The organism is Pseudomonas sp. NFACC56-3 (assembly GCF_900100025.1).
GTDB classification, from domain to species: domain Bacteria; phylum Pseudomonadota; class Gammaproteobacteria; order Pseudomonadales; family Pseudomonadaceae; genus Aquipseudomonas; species Aquipseudomonas fluorescens_AA.
Genome location: NZ_FMTK01000015.1, coordinates 58,883 through 74,453 on the forward strand (window position 1 = coordinate 58,883; position 15,571 = coordinate 74,453).

Here is a 15,571-nt window from a genome sequence, read left to right on the forward strand (position 1 = left end):
CAGTTGTCAGGCTTCGGCGCTGAACAACAAGCTGTTTGCATCATTCAAACTGTTGGCCAGTTTCAGAACTTCTTCGTTCGGGATCTGGCGAATCACTTCACCGGAACCACTGGCAATCACTTTGACCACTACTTTGCCTGAAGGCTCATCAATAGAGAACTCCAGGTTGCGTTTGACCGACTGGACGAACTTCTCGATTTCCTGAACGGCCTTCTTGAGTTTGTCCTGCTCGGCGGCAGCGTCCTTAGGAGCTTCCTTGACCGGGGTCACGGTAGCAACTTCGGCTTGAGGCTTCTCCACTGGCTTGTCGACCACTGTAGGTGCCGGCTTCGCCGCTGGATAAGACAAGTTCAGCTTCACGCTCATATCCATGTCCATCACCTCTTGAACGGAAAAAGCGAGAGAGCACGCAAGCGCACTCCCCCGCTAAAACTCATCCAGCTATTACTGAAGCAGCTTCAGTACAGCGGATGGCAGTTGGTTGGCCTGGGCCAGAACCGAGGTCGACGCTTGCTGCAGAGTCTGCTGCTTGGTCAGTTGTGCAGTTTCAGCAGCGAAGTCGGTATCTTGTACGCGACCCAGTGCAGCACTGGCGTTTTCGTTGATGTTCTGCAGGTTGGAGATGGTGCTGGCGAAACGGTTTTGTGCAGCACCGAGGTCAGCACGAGCACTGTTGATGGTGTCGATCGCGCTGGTGATTGCATCCATGGCGGCCGAGAAGTTGGTTTCAGCAGTGGCGCTGTCGGAACCGATGATGGTGATCGCCGAGTCGACACCCAGGCTTGCGGCGTCGAAACTGGCGCTCAAGGTCAGGGAGATCTGGTTGTCGGCACCGGTGTTCGAACCAACCTGGAAGGTCATGGTGCTAGCAGTACCGTCGAGCAGGTTCTTGCCGTTCAGGTTGGTGCTGTTGGCGATACGGGTCAGTTCGTCGCTCATCTGCGAGAACTCTTTGTTCAGAGCGACACGGTCGGTTGCGCTGTTGCTATCGTTACGGGACTGGATGGCCAGTTCACGCATACGTTGCAGGATGTTGGTCTGCTCCTGCATCGCGCCTTCAGCGGTCTGCGCCATGGAGATACCGTCGTTGGCGTTTTTGATCGCCATGGTCTGACCGCGAATTTGCGAGGTCATGCGGGTAGCGATCTGCAGGCCGGCGGCGTCGTCTTTGGCGCTGTTGATTTTCAGGCCGGAAGACAGGCGGGTCATCGAAGTGGAGAGAGCGTCGGAAGCCCGGTTCAGGTTCTTCTGAACGTTCAGCGATGTGGTGTTGGTGTTTACTGTTAAAGCCATGACGAATTCCTCGTTGGTTGGGTACTGCGGCTTCCGGCCCTTGGCAACCGCCGGGGTGTGGCCTAGAGAACCTTCGTAATAGTTATCGTCGGATTGGGAACTTGCTTGAGGGCTTTTTTCAAAAAATTTGCTAGCAGACTGCCACCCCTTGCAAAACAAGGGTTTAGCGGGGGGCCAAGGTCTGAAAAATGGCGCCAAGAAACCGCAGGATCAAGTCGCGGGCAAAAAAATAGCGCCACAGGCCAGCCTGAAGCGCTATTGAGAAGAACGTCACTGGGTCAATCGCGATAAAGAATCGCCGACCCCCACGACAGGCCCACACCAAAACCACTGATTGCCACACGCTTCCAGTCGGCATCCAGGACGTGCTTTTCCAGCAGCAGCGGAATGCTCGACGACACGGTATTGCCGGTCTCGACCATGTCCTTGATGAATTTCTCAGGTTCACCCTCGAAGCGCCGCGCCACGGCATCGACAATCGCCGCACTGCCCTGGTGGATGCAGAATGCATCGATGTCGCTGGCTTGCAATGAGGATTCATTCAGCAGTTCGTGCAAATGAGCCGGTACTTTCAGCAAGGCGAAGTTGAACACCTGGCGACCGTTCATGAAAAACACCCCGTCGCTGACCTTCAGGTGTGGCGCGCCGGAACCATCGGTGCCGAACTTGGCCTTGCCCAACTGCCAGCTGGCGCCCTCGGCCATCCACGTGGCGGTGGCGGCGTCGCCAAACAACATGGTTGTGTTGCGGTCTTCAGGGTCGACGATTTTCGAATACGGGTCGGCGGTCACCAGCAACCCGTTCTTCAACCCTGCGGCCTCCATGAAGCCTTTCAGGGCATAAATGCCATATACATAGCCCGAGCAGCCCAGCGATATATCGAACGCCGCCACATGGGTCGGCAACCCGAGCTTGTCCTGCACGATAGCGGCCGTATGCGGCAGGCCTTCTTCATCACCGTTCTGGGTGACAACGATCAACGCGTCGATGGATTCGCGCGAAAGCTGCGGGTTGTTGGCAAACAATGCATTCACCGCTTCGACACACAGGTCCGAGGTTTCCTGGTCAGCGTCTTTGCGCGGCAGGAACGCCGAACCAATCTTGCCAAGGATGAACTCTTCATCCTTCTCGAATTTGGCACCCTGAGCGTAGTTATCCACACCAGCGGTCGGCACATAACTCGCTATGCTTTTTATGCCAATCATCATGGCTTCCCGATCATGAACTGCGACTAGGTTCACCCCCAAAAGCTCGGGGGCGCGTCAAAAATGGTTGATTTCCAAGGGCGCAGGCCTTATCAGGCGAACGAACAGGCCTCCACTCCGGGGAATACAATACAGTGAAGATGCACTTTATGACCTATGCGTCACGCTGTTTTGTCCTGGAGAGGCATTTTTTCATGACAAACGAAGCCGTGTCATTTCCCACGACGGTATTGGACGCTGGACAGGAACCTTGAGGATGGCGGGGCAATTGAGCGAGAGCGCCAGCAGGTTTTACCTGCCAGCGTCGATGGCTCGCCCCGGAAGGCGGGGTGTTATGCCAACAAGTCGGTCCAGGGTACGTTGCGCACCGGCCCCAGTGTGAAACCAGTGCCTTGCAGCGCCAGGTTACCGTTATAGAACCGATCCTGAGCGAACGCCCCGGACCACTTCTCACGCAGCGCCGCACGCGTCTGTGGCGTGCTTGCCAGCACGCCGGACTGGATAACCTGCACATGTGGCGTCCATACCGTCAGGTAACCGGCCTGGCCGACCCTGAGGCACAGGTCCACATCACCCAAGGCATCGTCGAACAAATCGCTGTCTATGCCGTCAGCCGCTTCGAACAGTTGCTTGGAAATCATCAGGCAGGCAAACGACACCGCCGAACAGTTCTGCTCGACGACCAACCTGTTCATGTAGCCTCTGGCAGTCTTCGGCTCGCCCACGAATGCCGAGCCGACTTCGTCGTTCAAGCCCAGAATCAGGCCCGCCTGGGTGATACGTCCGTCGCGCTCGACCAGCTTGGCGCCGACCACGCCGACTTCCGGACGCAAGGCCTGGTTGAGCAGCGATTCGATCCAGTTGACGTTGACCACTTCACTGTCTGCCGCCAGCGTCACCAGATAGTCGCCCTTGGCCTCCTGGCTGGCAGCATTGATCAATGCGCCCGTCGCCATGCCTGGTTCGATATCCAACAAGCGCACACGGCTTGCCTGGTGCCCCTGCCCCTGGAGCCAGGTACGCAGCACAGCATTATCTGCCGCGGCGGCGCAGAGCAATACCTCGTAGCGCTGATATCGCGTGCGCTGCAGGACACTGAGCAGGCAGCGTTGTCGGGTCGTCAGGTCGCAGGCACCGTGGACGATGATCGACACCATGGGGCGCTCGGCAAAGCGGTAGTCGATTTTATGCGTGCCCGGCACGACCGCGCCCACATCGGCCTGATAGCCACGAACCGCCAGATGACGCAGCAGAGTCTTGCGCTCATCGGCGTTGTCTTCCACCGGCAGCGCCTGGCAAATCAGCAGAGGCTCATCCAGGTGGGCAAGCCCCTCCAGGCCGTCCTGCTCGATCAAACGCAACAGCAGGTCGAACTCCATCGCGTTCTTGAATTCGCGCGAATAACCGCCGAGCCTCACCAACGTCTCGCGGCGTACCAGCCAATGACGGGCCATCAGGGCCGGGGCACTTTGCAGCAAGTCAAGGTTGAACCCTGGCCGGAAGACATCGGCCAGGGTCCCGTCAGGCTGGCGCTGGAACTCGTCCATTGCCACGGCCTGACATTGCGGCGCGGCCAGCAATTCCACCCCAGCGCGGAACAGCCCGCCGGGGGTCAATTCGTCGCCGGCCTCGACCATGACCATCCAGTCGCAATCGCTCTGGCTGACCACCTGATTGATTTTGTCGATGTAATTGCTTTCGTTGACTTTGACGAAATGCAGGACGTTCTGCGGTGTAGTCTCGCTCGGCAGTTCACCGGTGGTGAACACGACAATTTTGAACGCCCGGCAATAGCCATTGATCACGCTGTCGAAGGTTGCCTGCATCTTGAAGATGTCGGCGTCCAGATCCAGGATCAAAATGCCAAACGTCGGGCCACCGTTGCGAGCGGCCAGGTATTTGGACACTTTCCGGGCTTCACTGGCGCTCGGTTCGCGCGCCTCGAGCCAGCGCAGCAATTGACCGGAGCGCGTGACGTCGAACAACCGCGCGGTATTTTCAAACGCCGCCGCCTTTAGCCGTTGGTCCCAGGTCTGGAGCATTTGCACGTAGCGCTTGTCACCTTTGGCCTGCATGACCTCCAGCAGTTGCTTCACCAGATCCTGGTTGAACGCATAGCTCAGAAAAGCCCTCGCCAGCTGTTCATCAAGCGGCTCGGCGCTGGTGTTTCGCTGGGGGCGAGACAGCTCCTTCTGCTTGAGCATGACGGCTTCCAGCTCTTTCAACTGCACCTGCCCGCTTGGCGCCGCATGAAGCAGGAATTCCAGCGAAGTGAGCACATCGAAAAAAGCCTGGTTATAAAAGGGCAACTCAACGTATTGCGTCGGTTCGAAACGCCGAACCGGTTCGCCGCGCCGCGAATCCCAGGTCGACTCGAACAGTTTCCCAGTCTGCGGCACCGAACGCTCGACCAGCTTCTTGAGTATGGCCCGGGCATGTTCCCGCACCGAAGCATCCGTGCCAAAGGCGCCGCCCAGCATCGTGCCCATGCGTTCCTGTTCAGCGACTGCTCGCAATTCCTCGGCATCAGGCGCCATGCCAGCCGGGACCCGAGGCTTCGCCACGCGCCTGCGCTCGTGTACACCATAAGGAATGTCCAGCAGGCGAACCTTTGCATCTGTCACCAACCCAAAGCTATGGCCAGCCTCCTGCAACCACGAATCAAAGCCGGCAGGCAACGAAGCGTAGCTACGCCGCAGGTTTTCAGTGCGTGTGAGGGCGCTCACCAGCGATGGGCAGTCTTCGGCATAAACGGCCAGCCGGGTTTCGGCCGATGCGCTGGAATAATCCTCACAACCCTTGCGATCGAGCAGGTAATAGTCGACACGGTCAGCATGGGCCTCGAACGCCAGGCTGTAGCCTTGGCAGGCGCTGTAGTCAGCGTGCGCTTCCAGGAAACTCAACGCTTGTTCAAGCGCCTGGGGCAGCAGAAAACTCTCGGCATCGGCCATCGCCAGGTAAGGCGTGGCGACTCGCTCGACGGCCTGGCGAACCTTATCGCCGAAACCAGTGGCCGTGGGTGCGTGCAGGTATTGCACATCGGGGAATGCGACTGTGATATCAGCATCGATCAGGCTCGATGAGTCGATCACTAGCACCGCGAACGAACTGTCGCGGTAATGGCGCAACGCCCGCCGCAGGGCAGTCGACTGGTCATGAGCGAGCAGCACCAGGGTAAACCGTTCATTCAACGGCGCAGTCGATTCTGTTGGGGCATTGCTTTGCATATTCATTCCTTAACAAGTGGGTGGCCACATCAGCGACACTGGGATTTTCGGGACTCAACCCCGTCAATCCGGTAGCCAACCATTGGCCCAGTACTGCAGGTTATCGCCGCGCAAGATAAAGTCGCGCAGCACCACTTCACGTAATTCGTCGCCCATCCGGTAGCTGGCAATCGGGTCCGCCAGGTGCATACGGATGGCCTCCAGCCATTCTTCGGTGCTATTGGTGAGGACCCGGGTACAAGGCAGGTGCCCCCGGTAAGCCTCGGTATCCGAACAAATGACCGGATAGCCGCACGCACCGTATTCCAACAGGCGGAGGTTACTTTTACAGTCGTTGAAAATATGAAATTCCAACGGCGCCAGGGCCAAGTCCAGATTCAGGCTGGCAAGTTTTGCCGGATAAAGCGCCAGGCTCACGCCCGGATGAAACTCATGGACATAAGGCTTGAGCAAATCGGGGCACATGCCAAAGAAAACCCATTCGACTTCGTCGGCCAACTCCCGAACGACATCGGCAATAAGCTCCAGGTCGCCACGGTGACTGGTGCCGCCGCCCCAGCCGATACGCGGCTTGCTGGAGGTCGCACGCTGGCTTCTGAGCTGGTTCCACAGGCCGGCAGCCAGCATGTTCGGTACCACGCGGATATCGTGGTGCATGCTCGACAAAGCATCCGCCAACGGATGAGTGGACACTACCACCCGATCACACAGACCGATCCCCTGGCGTAGCAAGTCCTCGAGATTGTCCGGCATATTGCGGCGGTGTTCGTTTTTTTCCGGGACCCTGGCGATGTAGTCATCCAATTCGTAGATGCGCATGGCATTGGAGTAAGTCTTGACTTGAGCGATGTCCTTGAACTTACCCACGTTATAGCGACCTTGAAGCACGATCACATCCGGTGACTGGCGCTCGATGTCGATGATCGAGGGCGTATCGTAGGCAACACGTCCCACGACTCGCCCAGCCGCTTCCAGTTCGAATAACGGTTGGCTGACGCGGTAATGCCCCACCGCCGAGGTATTGACCGCCAGCCCCAGGATCGAAGGGACGTTGCGGGTGATCAATGGATTCCAGCCGGTGCGTGGTCCGGGCTCGAGGCTGAAGCTTTTCCCAGTCAGGGTCAGGTTACGGTTGTAGGCAGGATCGTTGGCGATCCTGGGCAACCAGCGCTGATAGAACGCCTCTTGTTCGTGCTCCAGCCGCTGCTTCCATGAAGGATCACGACTGGCTTCCACGCCGGACACCAGCACGACATCACTGTAAGGCGTGGTGACGATCAGGTAGCCGTTTTTTCCGACCTGCTGGCATAACTCCAGAGCGTTGATACGCTGCGTTGTGATCGACTCATCGAACCCGCCGGCCTCCTTCAGAACCTGCTTGCGCACCAACATGCAGTGATCGCCGACAGCGCTCCAGTTCTGTACCGTCTGCAAGCGTTGCATATAGCCGCCAGACGTGACCGATTCGTTGACGAAGGCCCTGCCCGCCAGCCCACCCAGTCCCATGATCATGCCGGCGTCGATGACCCGGCCTTGCTGGTTGAGTGTGCGAGGCCCCACGATACCGACCTCGGGACGTTGCCCATGATTGAGCAGTTCTTCCAGCCAGGCGGCTTCCAGCACGATGCAATTGGGGTTGAGCAACAACAGGTATTCGCCGCGGGCATGCTGTACGGCGAAATTGCGGATCACCGCTTCGCTATCGCTTCCCGGGTGCAAGAATATTCGCAACTTTTCACTGCTCAGCTCGGCCATGGCCCGCAGCCAATGCTGCAGCTCGGCGTTTTCACTGGCGTTATCGACGATGATGATCTCGTAGTGCGGATACGCGGTCGTACTGATCAGGCTGTTGACGCAACGCTCCAGCGCGCCCAGGTCATCCTTGACGCTGATGACGATAGACACCAGGGGGCGCTCGGCGAACAGGTAATCGATACGCGGGACCAACGCCAGGAGAGGCCCTGGGTGCAGCCGGTGCGGCACGCCGATACGCTGTAGATGAGCGCCGATCAATTGGGCGTTTTGCTCGATGACCTCAGGCAACGACAGCCATTGGGCAAACGAAAACGTCGATTCGACCTGGATTTCCGGAATGTGCCCAATGACCTGCGGCCCATCCGTTTCCACCAGTCGCCAGATCAAATCATGGGGCGCCAACTCGCCCAGGCTCGGATCGAATCCACCCGAGGCCAGAACTCGGGCACGCTCGAAGGCCAGTGTCCGACCTACATAGGGATAACCGCGCATCAGGTCGAGATTGAAGTCGGGCTTGAAGATCGGCGCCATCGACTTGTCATCCAACAGCGCACCTTCATCGCTGTAGAGACAGGCAGCAGCCGGCAAGCTGACAATCCGGTCGGCCATGATCAGGAGCGCAGACTCGGTCAAGCGATCGCCGGCACGCAGCAGGTAGAACCAGTCAGCGCCGTCCAGTTGAGGCAACAGCCCGTTGAGCTGCTGCACCCAGTTCGCTTGCAGCCCAAGGCGCAGGACGTGGTTGTCCACAGCCTGGCGACCATTGGACAGCAACAGCACCGATTCGCAGGCATACGCCTGGCCAGCGATACTCTGCAAGGTAATGCCCAACGCATAAGGATCGTCCTGCTCATCGATGATGATGGGGGTGATCGTTGGACGATAGGCCCAGCGGGCGATTTGCCGGGACAAGACCTGCTTGCGCAATGGGCTGAAACGTCGACACGTCAACCATTGTGCGTAGAGATCCGCGTAGCTTTCGATATCAGTGCCGACTTGCGAGCCGATGACGCCCTGGCGAGTCGCAATGATCGAATAGACGTTGATTTCTTCCCATTCGGATTCCCCTTGCTCCTTGTTCGGCTCCAGGGACTGGTAACGCACCCAGCCGCTGGCTGGCGCCGGTTCGCTACTGCGCTGGGCGAGCATCTCCTTGAGCCATGTCAGTTCCACCGCGGCCGCCTCAACCATCTTGTGCTGACGTTCGAGGCGCTCGGGATGCAACCGCTGGCCACTTCCCTCGGCGAAAAGCTGGACCAGATTACCCCGGCGCAACAGGCAGATGAACAAGGCGAAATCAAGGACCGCCTCGAAGCCTTCGCCGGGCCGCGTCAACGCTGGCAGCAAGGCCTCGACATCCGTACGGCGCATCAATGCGCCACTCAAACCGCCGAGAATATTACGGGTAGTCTTTTCAAAATACGCCAGCAGGTCGGTGCCATTGAACATCGCATCGAACTGCGTGATACCCGTGTTTTCAACGCGGACCGGCAAGGCATAATTGTCTGCATCGATTAAATGATGCTTGCTGATCACCAGCGATACTTGCGCATGCTCTTGCAAGATGGACGCCTGCTGACTGACGCAGGACGCTAGCAACTGGTCGTCATCGCACAGGAACTTGATGAACTCGCCCCGGGACTCTTCAAGACACCGCAACAGGTTCAGCTGGAATCCCAGCCGGGTCGGGTTGCGCAGGTAGCGCACCGCCACAGCGGAGCCCATGCCAACTTCCTGGACAATCTGCTCGACTCCATCGGTGCGGCAGTCGTCGCAGATGACAATCTCCAGGTTCTCGTAGGTCTGCTCGAGCGCGCTTTGCAAGGCGAGGCGGAAAAAGCGTGGGTTGAACGCGGGGATGGCAATGCTGACAAGAGGAGCTGATTTCACACGCATGGCTCTCAACCGGTGGGCGTCAACTCAGGCGAGAGCAGGACGTCCTGAATCGTATAAAGGAACGGGTCAGGGACCGCTCATGGTGTCACGGCCCCTGCCCTGGATCAGATTTTGTTGAACAATCCCAATTGAGTGATTTTGCTGAACGCCAACTGCGATGCCTGCAGCATCGTCTGCTGCAAGGTCAGACGCGTCATCACTTCGGCCGGGTCGGAGTCACGAATCGCCGATTGGGTCTGCGAGTTGGCGAGGACGAAGCTCTGATTGGTATCGCTCTGGGTATCGAGCGACTGGCCGCGACCGCCGACCGAACTCAACGCACTGGTCAAATGATCAGTGCCGCTAGCCAGATTACCCATCGCTGAAGCCAGCGCCGCATTCAATTTCTGGCCGGCGATGTTGTCGCCATCGACCGGTGTGTTCAACGCAGTCCGCAACTGGCTCACCGTGTCCAGGATGTTCTGCGTCTCGTGGGTATTGACCGCGATGCTGAATTGATCGTCGGCAGCCGGTGCACCATTGAGCGTGAAACTCACGCCGGATGCGGTGGCGACGTTGCCCGCCAGGGTGCCGCTGGACACCGGTTTGCTGTCAGCGGTCAGCGGCGCTGCGTACAGGTCGAAATCCGTGGCGCTGGTGAACTTCAGCACCGCCGCCCCCGTCGGGAAACTGGCGTGGTAGGCCACCGGATCGGTGATCTGGCTACCGGTGATCTGCGTCGCGGTGGCGTTGCCCGGGCTGCGGGCCGGCGTGAAAGTGTCAGGCTTGGCAGCCAGGGTGAAGGTGTGGCCGGGCAGCACCGTGCCGGCAACGTCGCCCGCATTGAGGTTGACATTCAAGGTCAGGTCGACGCCACGAAAAATCACGCTTTGCCCGGCCTGGCTGTCGGGGTTGATGACACCGCCCTTGCTGGCTTCAGCGGTCACATCGTTGCCACCCGAATCGGTGATTTTCAACTGCGTGCCGCTGACGAATTCCACCGTGTACGGCTCGCCACTGCGAAACTGGCTGTTGTAGGTCACGCTGGACGAGACTTGGCCGTTGCTCAACACAACGCGACCGTCATTCACCGCCGGCGCGGTCATGGTGACCTGGGTGCGACTGGTGTTGACGGCTTGTTGGAACGCTTCCCAGCCGGTGCTGTTGGTGGCCATCGACATGGTGTCGCCGATCGGCAGGTCCAGGGTCACCTGGTCGCCGTTGTAGCTGTAGGTGCCATCGCCGTTGCGAGTGAACGGTACGACATCGCCCTTGGAGCCGGAAAAGATGTATTTGCCGTTTTCATCCTTGGTGTTCATCAGGCTCAGCAACTGATCTTCGATCGACCCCAGTTCCGAGGCAACCGCTTTACGGTCCGCGTCGGTGTAGGCGGCGTTACCGGCACTGACGGCCAATTCCTTGGCGCGCTGCAGCACGTTGCCGATGCTGGTCATGACCGCTTCGGTCGTGCCCAGGGTCGCCTTGATGGTGGTGACGTTGGCTTCGTATTGGGAAAGCATCGAAGCCTGGTTGCCCAACTGCAGCAGACGCGAAGCGCCCACCGGATCATCAGCGGCGGTGTTCACGCGCACCAGGCTGCTGGCTTCCTCGCTGGTCTTGACCACCTTGGCGAAGTTTTTCTGGTAGTTCGCAGCCGTGCTTTCGTAGAACTGAGAGGTAGAAATGCGCATGGGCTACGGCTCCTTAAAGACTGTTGATCAAAGTACTGAAGATTTGCTGCGCCGCCTTGATGATCTGCGAGGAAGCGGTGTAGTACTGCTGGAACTTGACCAGGTTGCCGGTTTCTTCATCCAGGTCCACGCCCGACAGCGAATCGCGGGCGGTCTTGGCGTTGTCCAGGATCGCCCCAGTGGCGGCGCTGTCGAGCTTGCCCTGGGCGGCCTTGGCGCCGACGCCTTCCACCAGCTTGCCGTAGGCATCGTTCAGGGAAATGCCCTTGCTACTGGAGCCGGTGTCTACGGTCTTGGCGGTCTGCAGACCGGCCAGGACAGTACCGTTACGGTTGTCCAGGCTGCCGGCCTGGCTGAGGCTGACATTGATCGAGGCACCGTTGGATGGAGCACCGGCAATGGACATGTCGAACGTGACGGTGCGTTGTACCGGCGGCACGGACGAATCCATGATCGGGTTGCCACTGGCGTCCTTGAGCGGAACGCTCAGGCTCAAGGTGTTGCTTTCGCCGGGCTTGATCGTGCCATTGCTGATCTGAACACCTTTGGCATCGAGCAATTGATAAGCCTGGCTGGTGCCATCGGCGGACGTCGCGCCGAACACCACCTTGACCGGCATGGAGTTCTTGATGCCGTTCTGGATGATGGTCGTGGTGGCTGCGTCGTAGATGTCCAGCTTGGTGGTCATGCTTGGCTGACCGCTGGCCGGGATGGTCAGCGTGCCGCTGCCCCCTGGCACGATGGCGGCGCCCAACGGCGCGGCAATCGCCAGCCGCTTGGAGTCGGTCATCTCGGTCTTGATGTTGGCCGCCGCGTTGCGGGTCGGGGTGAGCTTGAACGAGTCGCCGGCGGCTGCGGTGCCGTTGGCGAACGTCATCGAAAAACCGTCGATCACCGGCGGTGGCGTGGTCGCGGTGTTGAACGCGCCCATCGAGGTGCCGTCGGGCAGGCGCTGGACGGTGTAGTCCGTGCCGCTGGTGAACGTCACCTTGTAGTCGTTGGTGGTCAGCTTGCCGGAGTCTTTGATGGCGATGTTGAAGTTGCCGGAGCCGGCGCTGTTGTTCAACGACGCAACGCTGCGCTGGCTGACCTGCGCGGCGCTGTTGATGTTAGTGAACAGGTTGGAGCCGAAGGCCCCGTTCATGTCGATGCCCGAGGCCTGAACGCTGTTCATCTGGTCGGCGACCACCAGGGCCACGCGCCCCAACTCGTTCATGGCCGGGTCGAGCACGGTACTGCGGTAGCGCATCAGGCCACCGATCTCGCCGCCGGTGAGCACCGACGTCAGGTCCATGGAGCTGGAACCGCTGTTGAGCTGGATGCCCATGCGCCCCGGATCGTTCTTGTCCGGCACCGCTTCCAGGGTATTGACGATGTTGCCCATTACCAACGGCTGACCGGAGCCCAGGTAGATGTCCAGGCTGCTGCCGTTCTCGACAACCTGTGTGCCGGTGAAGGTCGACAGTTGGCGAATGGTTTCGCTGCGGGCATCGAGCAGGTCGTTGGGGGCGCCACCGGCGTTGGAAACTTCGGAGATTTTCTTGTTCAACTGCGCAACGGTGGCCGCCAGGTTGTTGACCTGATCGACCATGTTCGACAGGTTGCCATTGATATTCTGGCTCTGCTCCGTCAACTGGTTGGAAATCGAATTGAAACGGTTGCTCAGAGACTGGGCATCGCTGAGCAGCAACTGCCGGGACGCATCGTCACCCGGCTTGGCATTGACGTTCTGCACCGAGGCGAAAAACTTGGTCAGTGCGCCATTGAGACCGGTGCCGCTGTCCGACAGCAGGGAGTCGAGCGGAGTGATCTGCCCTTGGTAGGCCGCCGCGTCGCTGTTGAGCGACGTGGTGGTTTTCAGTTGCGCTTCAAGGAAGGCGTTGTACACCCGGCGCACATCGGCCAGGGTCGTGCCGGAACCAATGAACACGTTGCCGTACTGGTTCGACGCCTTGGTGGTCTGCACGGTCTGCTGACGCGAATATCCAGCGGTATCGACATTGGAAATGTTGTTACCGGTGGTCACCAACGCGGTCTGGCTTGCGGACAGACCCGACATCCCTATATTGAGCAAACTCATGGTTCAGACCTTATAAAGTCGTGGTGGCACCAGCCGAAGCGTAGTTTTGGTAACTCGTCATCTGCCGGGCTATGTTCGAAATCTTGCTGGCGTAGTGCGGGTCGGTGGCGTAACCGGCCTTCTGCAATTCGCGTACAAACTGTTCGGGGTTATCGGCCGACTTCAGCACATCTTGATAGCGACTGTTGCTTTGCAGCAGGTTGACCAAGTCATGGAAACTGTCGCGGTACGAGGCGTAGGAACGGAACTCGGCCGTCTCCTTGACCATCGCGCCATTGCGGAATTCGCTGGTGATCGCCCGCGCCGAATCGCCCTTCCAGTTGGCGCTGGCCTTGATGCCGAACAGGTTGTGACTGCTGCTGCCGTCGGGCTGGCGCATCACCGATTTGCCCCAACCGGTTTCCAGGGCGGCCTGGGCCACCAGGTAGCGTGGATCGACACCGATGCGGTCGGCGGCTTCCTTGGCCATTGGCAGCATGGCGTTGACGAATTCATCGGCATCGCGGAAGGCCTTGCGCGCCGGTGCCAGCGGTGGCTGGGCCACGGCGCGACCATAGACCTGCATGTCCCCTTTCGGCTCGGAAGCCTTGAGCGCGGCCAGCCAGTCGCCATTGGCCAGTTCGCCAGTGGTCGGCTTGATGGCGGCGATGGCGCGATCCGGCAGCAGGTTCTGCGCAGGGACATCGGCATTGGCCGAGGCCGAAGGCACCAGCCCGGCGAGCAGGCGGTCAGCCAGTTTCGGCGGCAGGGCCAGGCGACGCTGGTTGAGCAGTTCCATGTCGTTGCGGTGGACGCCCTCGGCGCCTTGCGGCGCACTCACGGCCCGCGAAGCCCACAACGGACGCTGGCCGTTGGTGCGCGACAACGGACCATCGGTGGGCAAGGTCCCGGCCGCCACTGGTGTCTGGACCGGCGCCTTGGCGACCTTGTCCAGTACTTCTTGCTGTTTGGCCGCCGACAACGTCGCCGCCTCACCGGGCGCCAGTGGCTTGTTCTTCGACATCTGGCGCAGCAGCACATCGGCCAAGCCGATACCACCACCTTCGCGGGACATGGAAACGGCCAATTGCTGGTCGTACATTTCCTGGTATTGCTTGGCTTCCGGCGTGTTCAGCGGGTTGTCCTTGCCCAAGGCCTCGGTGGCCGAACGCATGGACTTGAGCATTTCACCGAGGAACAGCGATTCGAATTCCTGCGCCACTTTACGCAGGTTGCCGTCGCTGTTCTTGTCGCCGACCTTGAGCTGGTTCAGGCGATTCAAATCCGAGTAGGACCCCGAATCGCCGCTGATCAAGGCGCCTTTGCGCATATCCACCATGGCCGCGTTCCTTAAATCACGATCAGGTCGGCTTGCAACGCGCCGGCCTGCTTCAAGGCTTCGAGAATGGCCATCAAGTCGCCCGGCGCCGCGCCGACCTGGTTCACCGCCCGGACGATTTCATCCAGGGTCGTGCCCGGGCCGAACTTGAACATCGGCTTGGCTTCCTGCTCGGCATTGACCCGCGAACGCGGAACCACGGCGGTCTGGCCGTTGGACAATGGCCCCGGCTGGCTGACGATCGGGTCTTCGGTGATGGTCACGGTCAGGCTGCCGTGGGTCACGGCGGCCGGGGAAACCTTGACGTTCTGGCCGATGACAATGGTGCCGGTGCGCGAATTGATGATGACTTTCGCCACCGCCTGGCCCGGATCGACCTCGAGGTTCTCAAGGATCGACAGATAGTCGACCCGCTGGCTCGGATCCAGCGGCGCAGTGACACGGATCGAGCCGCCGTCGATGGCCTGGGCCACGCCTGGGCCAAGCATGTCGTTGATCTTGTCGACGATGCGCTTGGCGGTGGTGAAGTCGGAACGGTTGAGGTTCAACGTCAGGCTGTTGCCCTGGTTGAAACCGCTCGGCACCGCACGTTCCACCGACGCACCGCCGGGAATGCGACCGGCCGACGGAACGTTGACGGTGATCTTCGAACCGTCACGTCCCTCGGCATCGAAACCGCCCACCACCAGGTTGCCCTGGGCGATGGCGTAGACGTTGCCATCGATACCCTTGAGTGGCGTCAGCAGCAACGTACCGCCACGCAGGCTCTTGGAGTTACCGATGGACGAAACGGTGATATCCACTTGCTGACCAGGCTTGGCGAATGCCGGCAGATCGGCACTGACCGACACCGCCGCGACGTTCTTCAACTGCACGTTGCCAGAGCCGGCCGGCACCTTGATGCCGAACTGCGACAGCATGTTGTTGAAGGTCTGCAGGGTGAACGGGGTCTGGGTGGTCTGGTCGCCGGTGCCGTTCAGGCCCACGACCAGGCCGTAGCCGATCAACTGGTTGGAACGCACGCCGGAAATGCTGGCGATGTCCTTCAAACGCTCGGCCTGAGCGGTAAAGGCGGCGGACATCACCAGGACACCGATCAACAGCTGCTTAAGATTCAACTGGGCCAC

General features: G+C 59.8%; 9 protein-coding genes. All 9 read right to left on the minus strand.

Annotation, left to right across the window (positions count from 1 at the left end; all coding sequences use genetic code 11):
• Window positions 1-6 precede the first annotated feature (6 nt).
• Window positions 7-372, minus strand: a complete 366-nt coding sequence (locus tag BLO80_RS19595) for a flagellar protein FlaG (protein ID WP_003199070.1) — start codon at window positions 370-372, stop codon at window positions 7-9.
• A 72-nt stretch (window positions 373-444) separates the two neighbouring features.
• Complete coding sequence (locus BLO80_RS19600; protein ID WP_092331762.1) at window positions 445-1,293, minus strand: flagellin domain-containing protein; 849 nt, start codon at window positions 1,291-1,293, stop codon at window positions 445-447.
• A gap of 278 nt (window positions 1,294-1,571) precedes the next feature.
• Window positions 1,572-2,498, minus strand: coding sequence for a ketoacyl-ACP synthase III (locus tag BLO80_RS19605; RefSeq protein ID WP_163006878.1), 927 nt, complete (start codon window positions 2,496-2,498; stop codon window positions 1,572-1,574).
• Between the two features lie 332 nt (window positions 2,499-2,830).
• Entirely contained in the window at window positions 2,831-5,725 is a 2,895-nt protein-coding gene (locus tag BLO80_RS19610) for a TIGR00180 family glycosyltransferase (RefSeq protein ID WP_092331757.1), read from the minus strand.
• Between the two features lie 63 nt (window positions 5,726-5,788).
• Complete coding sequence (locus tag BLO80_RS19615) at window positions 5,789-9,370, minus strand: glycosyltransferase (RefSeq protein WP_092331850.1); 3,582 nt, start codon at window positions 9,368-9,370, stop codon at window positions 5,789-5,791.
• 110 nt (window positions 9,371-9,480) lie between these two features.
• The gene (locus BLO80_RS19620) at window positions 9,481-11,046 is read right to left on the minus strand and encodes a flagellar hook-associated protein 3 (RefSeq protein ID WP_092331754.1); all 1,566 of its coding nucleotides are present in this window, start codon (window positions 11,044-11,046) and stop codon (window positions 9,481-9,483) included.
• 13 nt (window positions 11,047-11,059) lie between these two features.
• A complete protein-coding gene (flgK, locus tag BLO80_RS19625; protein ID WP_092331752.1) occupies window positions 11,060-13,126 on the minus strand; it encodes a flagellar hook-associated protein FlgK in 2,067 nt (688 codons plus the stop codon).
• 10 nt (window positions 13,127-13,136) lie between these two features.
• Complete coding sequence (gene flgJ, locus BLO80_RS19630) at window positions 13,137-14,441, minus strand: flagellar assembly peptidoglycan hydrolase FlgJ (RefSeq protein ID WP_092331847.1); 1,305 nt, start codon at window positions 14,439-14,441, stop codon at window positions 13,137-13,139.
• Between the two features lie 14 nt (window positions 14,442-14,455).
• Window positions 14,456-15,526 carry a flagellar basal body P-ring protein FlgI gene (locus tag BLO80_RS19635; protein WP_162488974.1) on the minus strand — a complete coding sequence of 357 codons (1,071 nt, stop codon included), beginning with the start codon at window positions 15,524-15,526 and terminating at the stop codon, window positions 14,456-14,458.
• Window positions 15,527-15,571 lie beyond the last annotated feature (45 nt).

What these genes read in the sequence shown, in the direction of transcription:
- BLO80_RS19610 (WP_092331757.1), bottom strand. Translation starts at nt 5,725, where the DNA reads ATGCAAAGCAATGCCCCAACAGAATCGACTGCGCCGTTGAATGAACGG.
- BLO80_RS19605 (WP_163006878.1), bottom strand. Translation starts at nt 2,498, where the DNA reads ATGATTGGCATAAAAAGCATAGCGAGTTATGTGCCGACCGCTGGTGTG.
- BLO80_RS19620 (WP_092331754.1), bottom strand. Translation starts at nt 11,046, where the DNA reads ATGCGCATTTCTACCTCTCAGTTCTACGAAAGCACGGCTGCGAACTAC.
- BLO80_RS19595 (WP_003199070.1), bottom strand. Translation starts at nt 372, where the DNA reads ATGGATATGAGCGTGAAGCTGAACTTGTCTTATCCAGCGGCGAAGCCG.
- BLO80_RS19635 (WP_162488974.1), bottom strand. Translation starts at nt 15,526, where the DNA reads ATGTCCGCCGCCTTTACCGCTCAGGCCGAGCGTTTGAAGGACATCGCC.
- BLO80_RS19600 (WP_092331762.1), bottom strand. Translation starts at nt 1,293, where the DNA reads ATGGCTTTAACAGTAAACACCAACACCACATCGCTGAACGTTCAGAAG.
- flgK (WP_092331752.1), bottom strand. Translation starts at nt 13,126, where the DNA reads ATGAGTTTGCTCAATATAGGGATGTCGGGTCTGTCCGCAAGCCAGACC.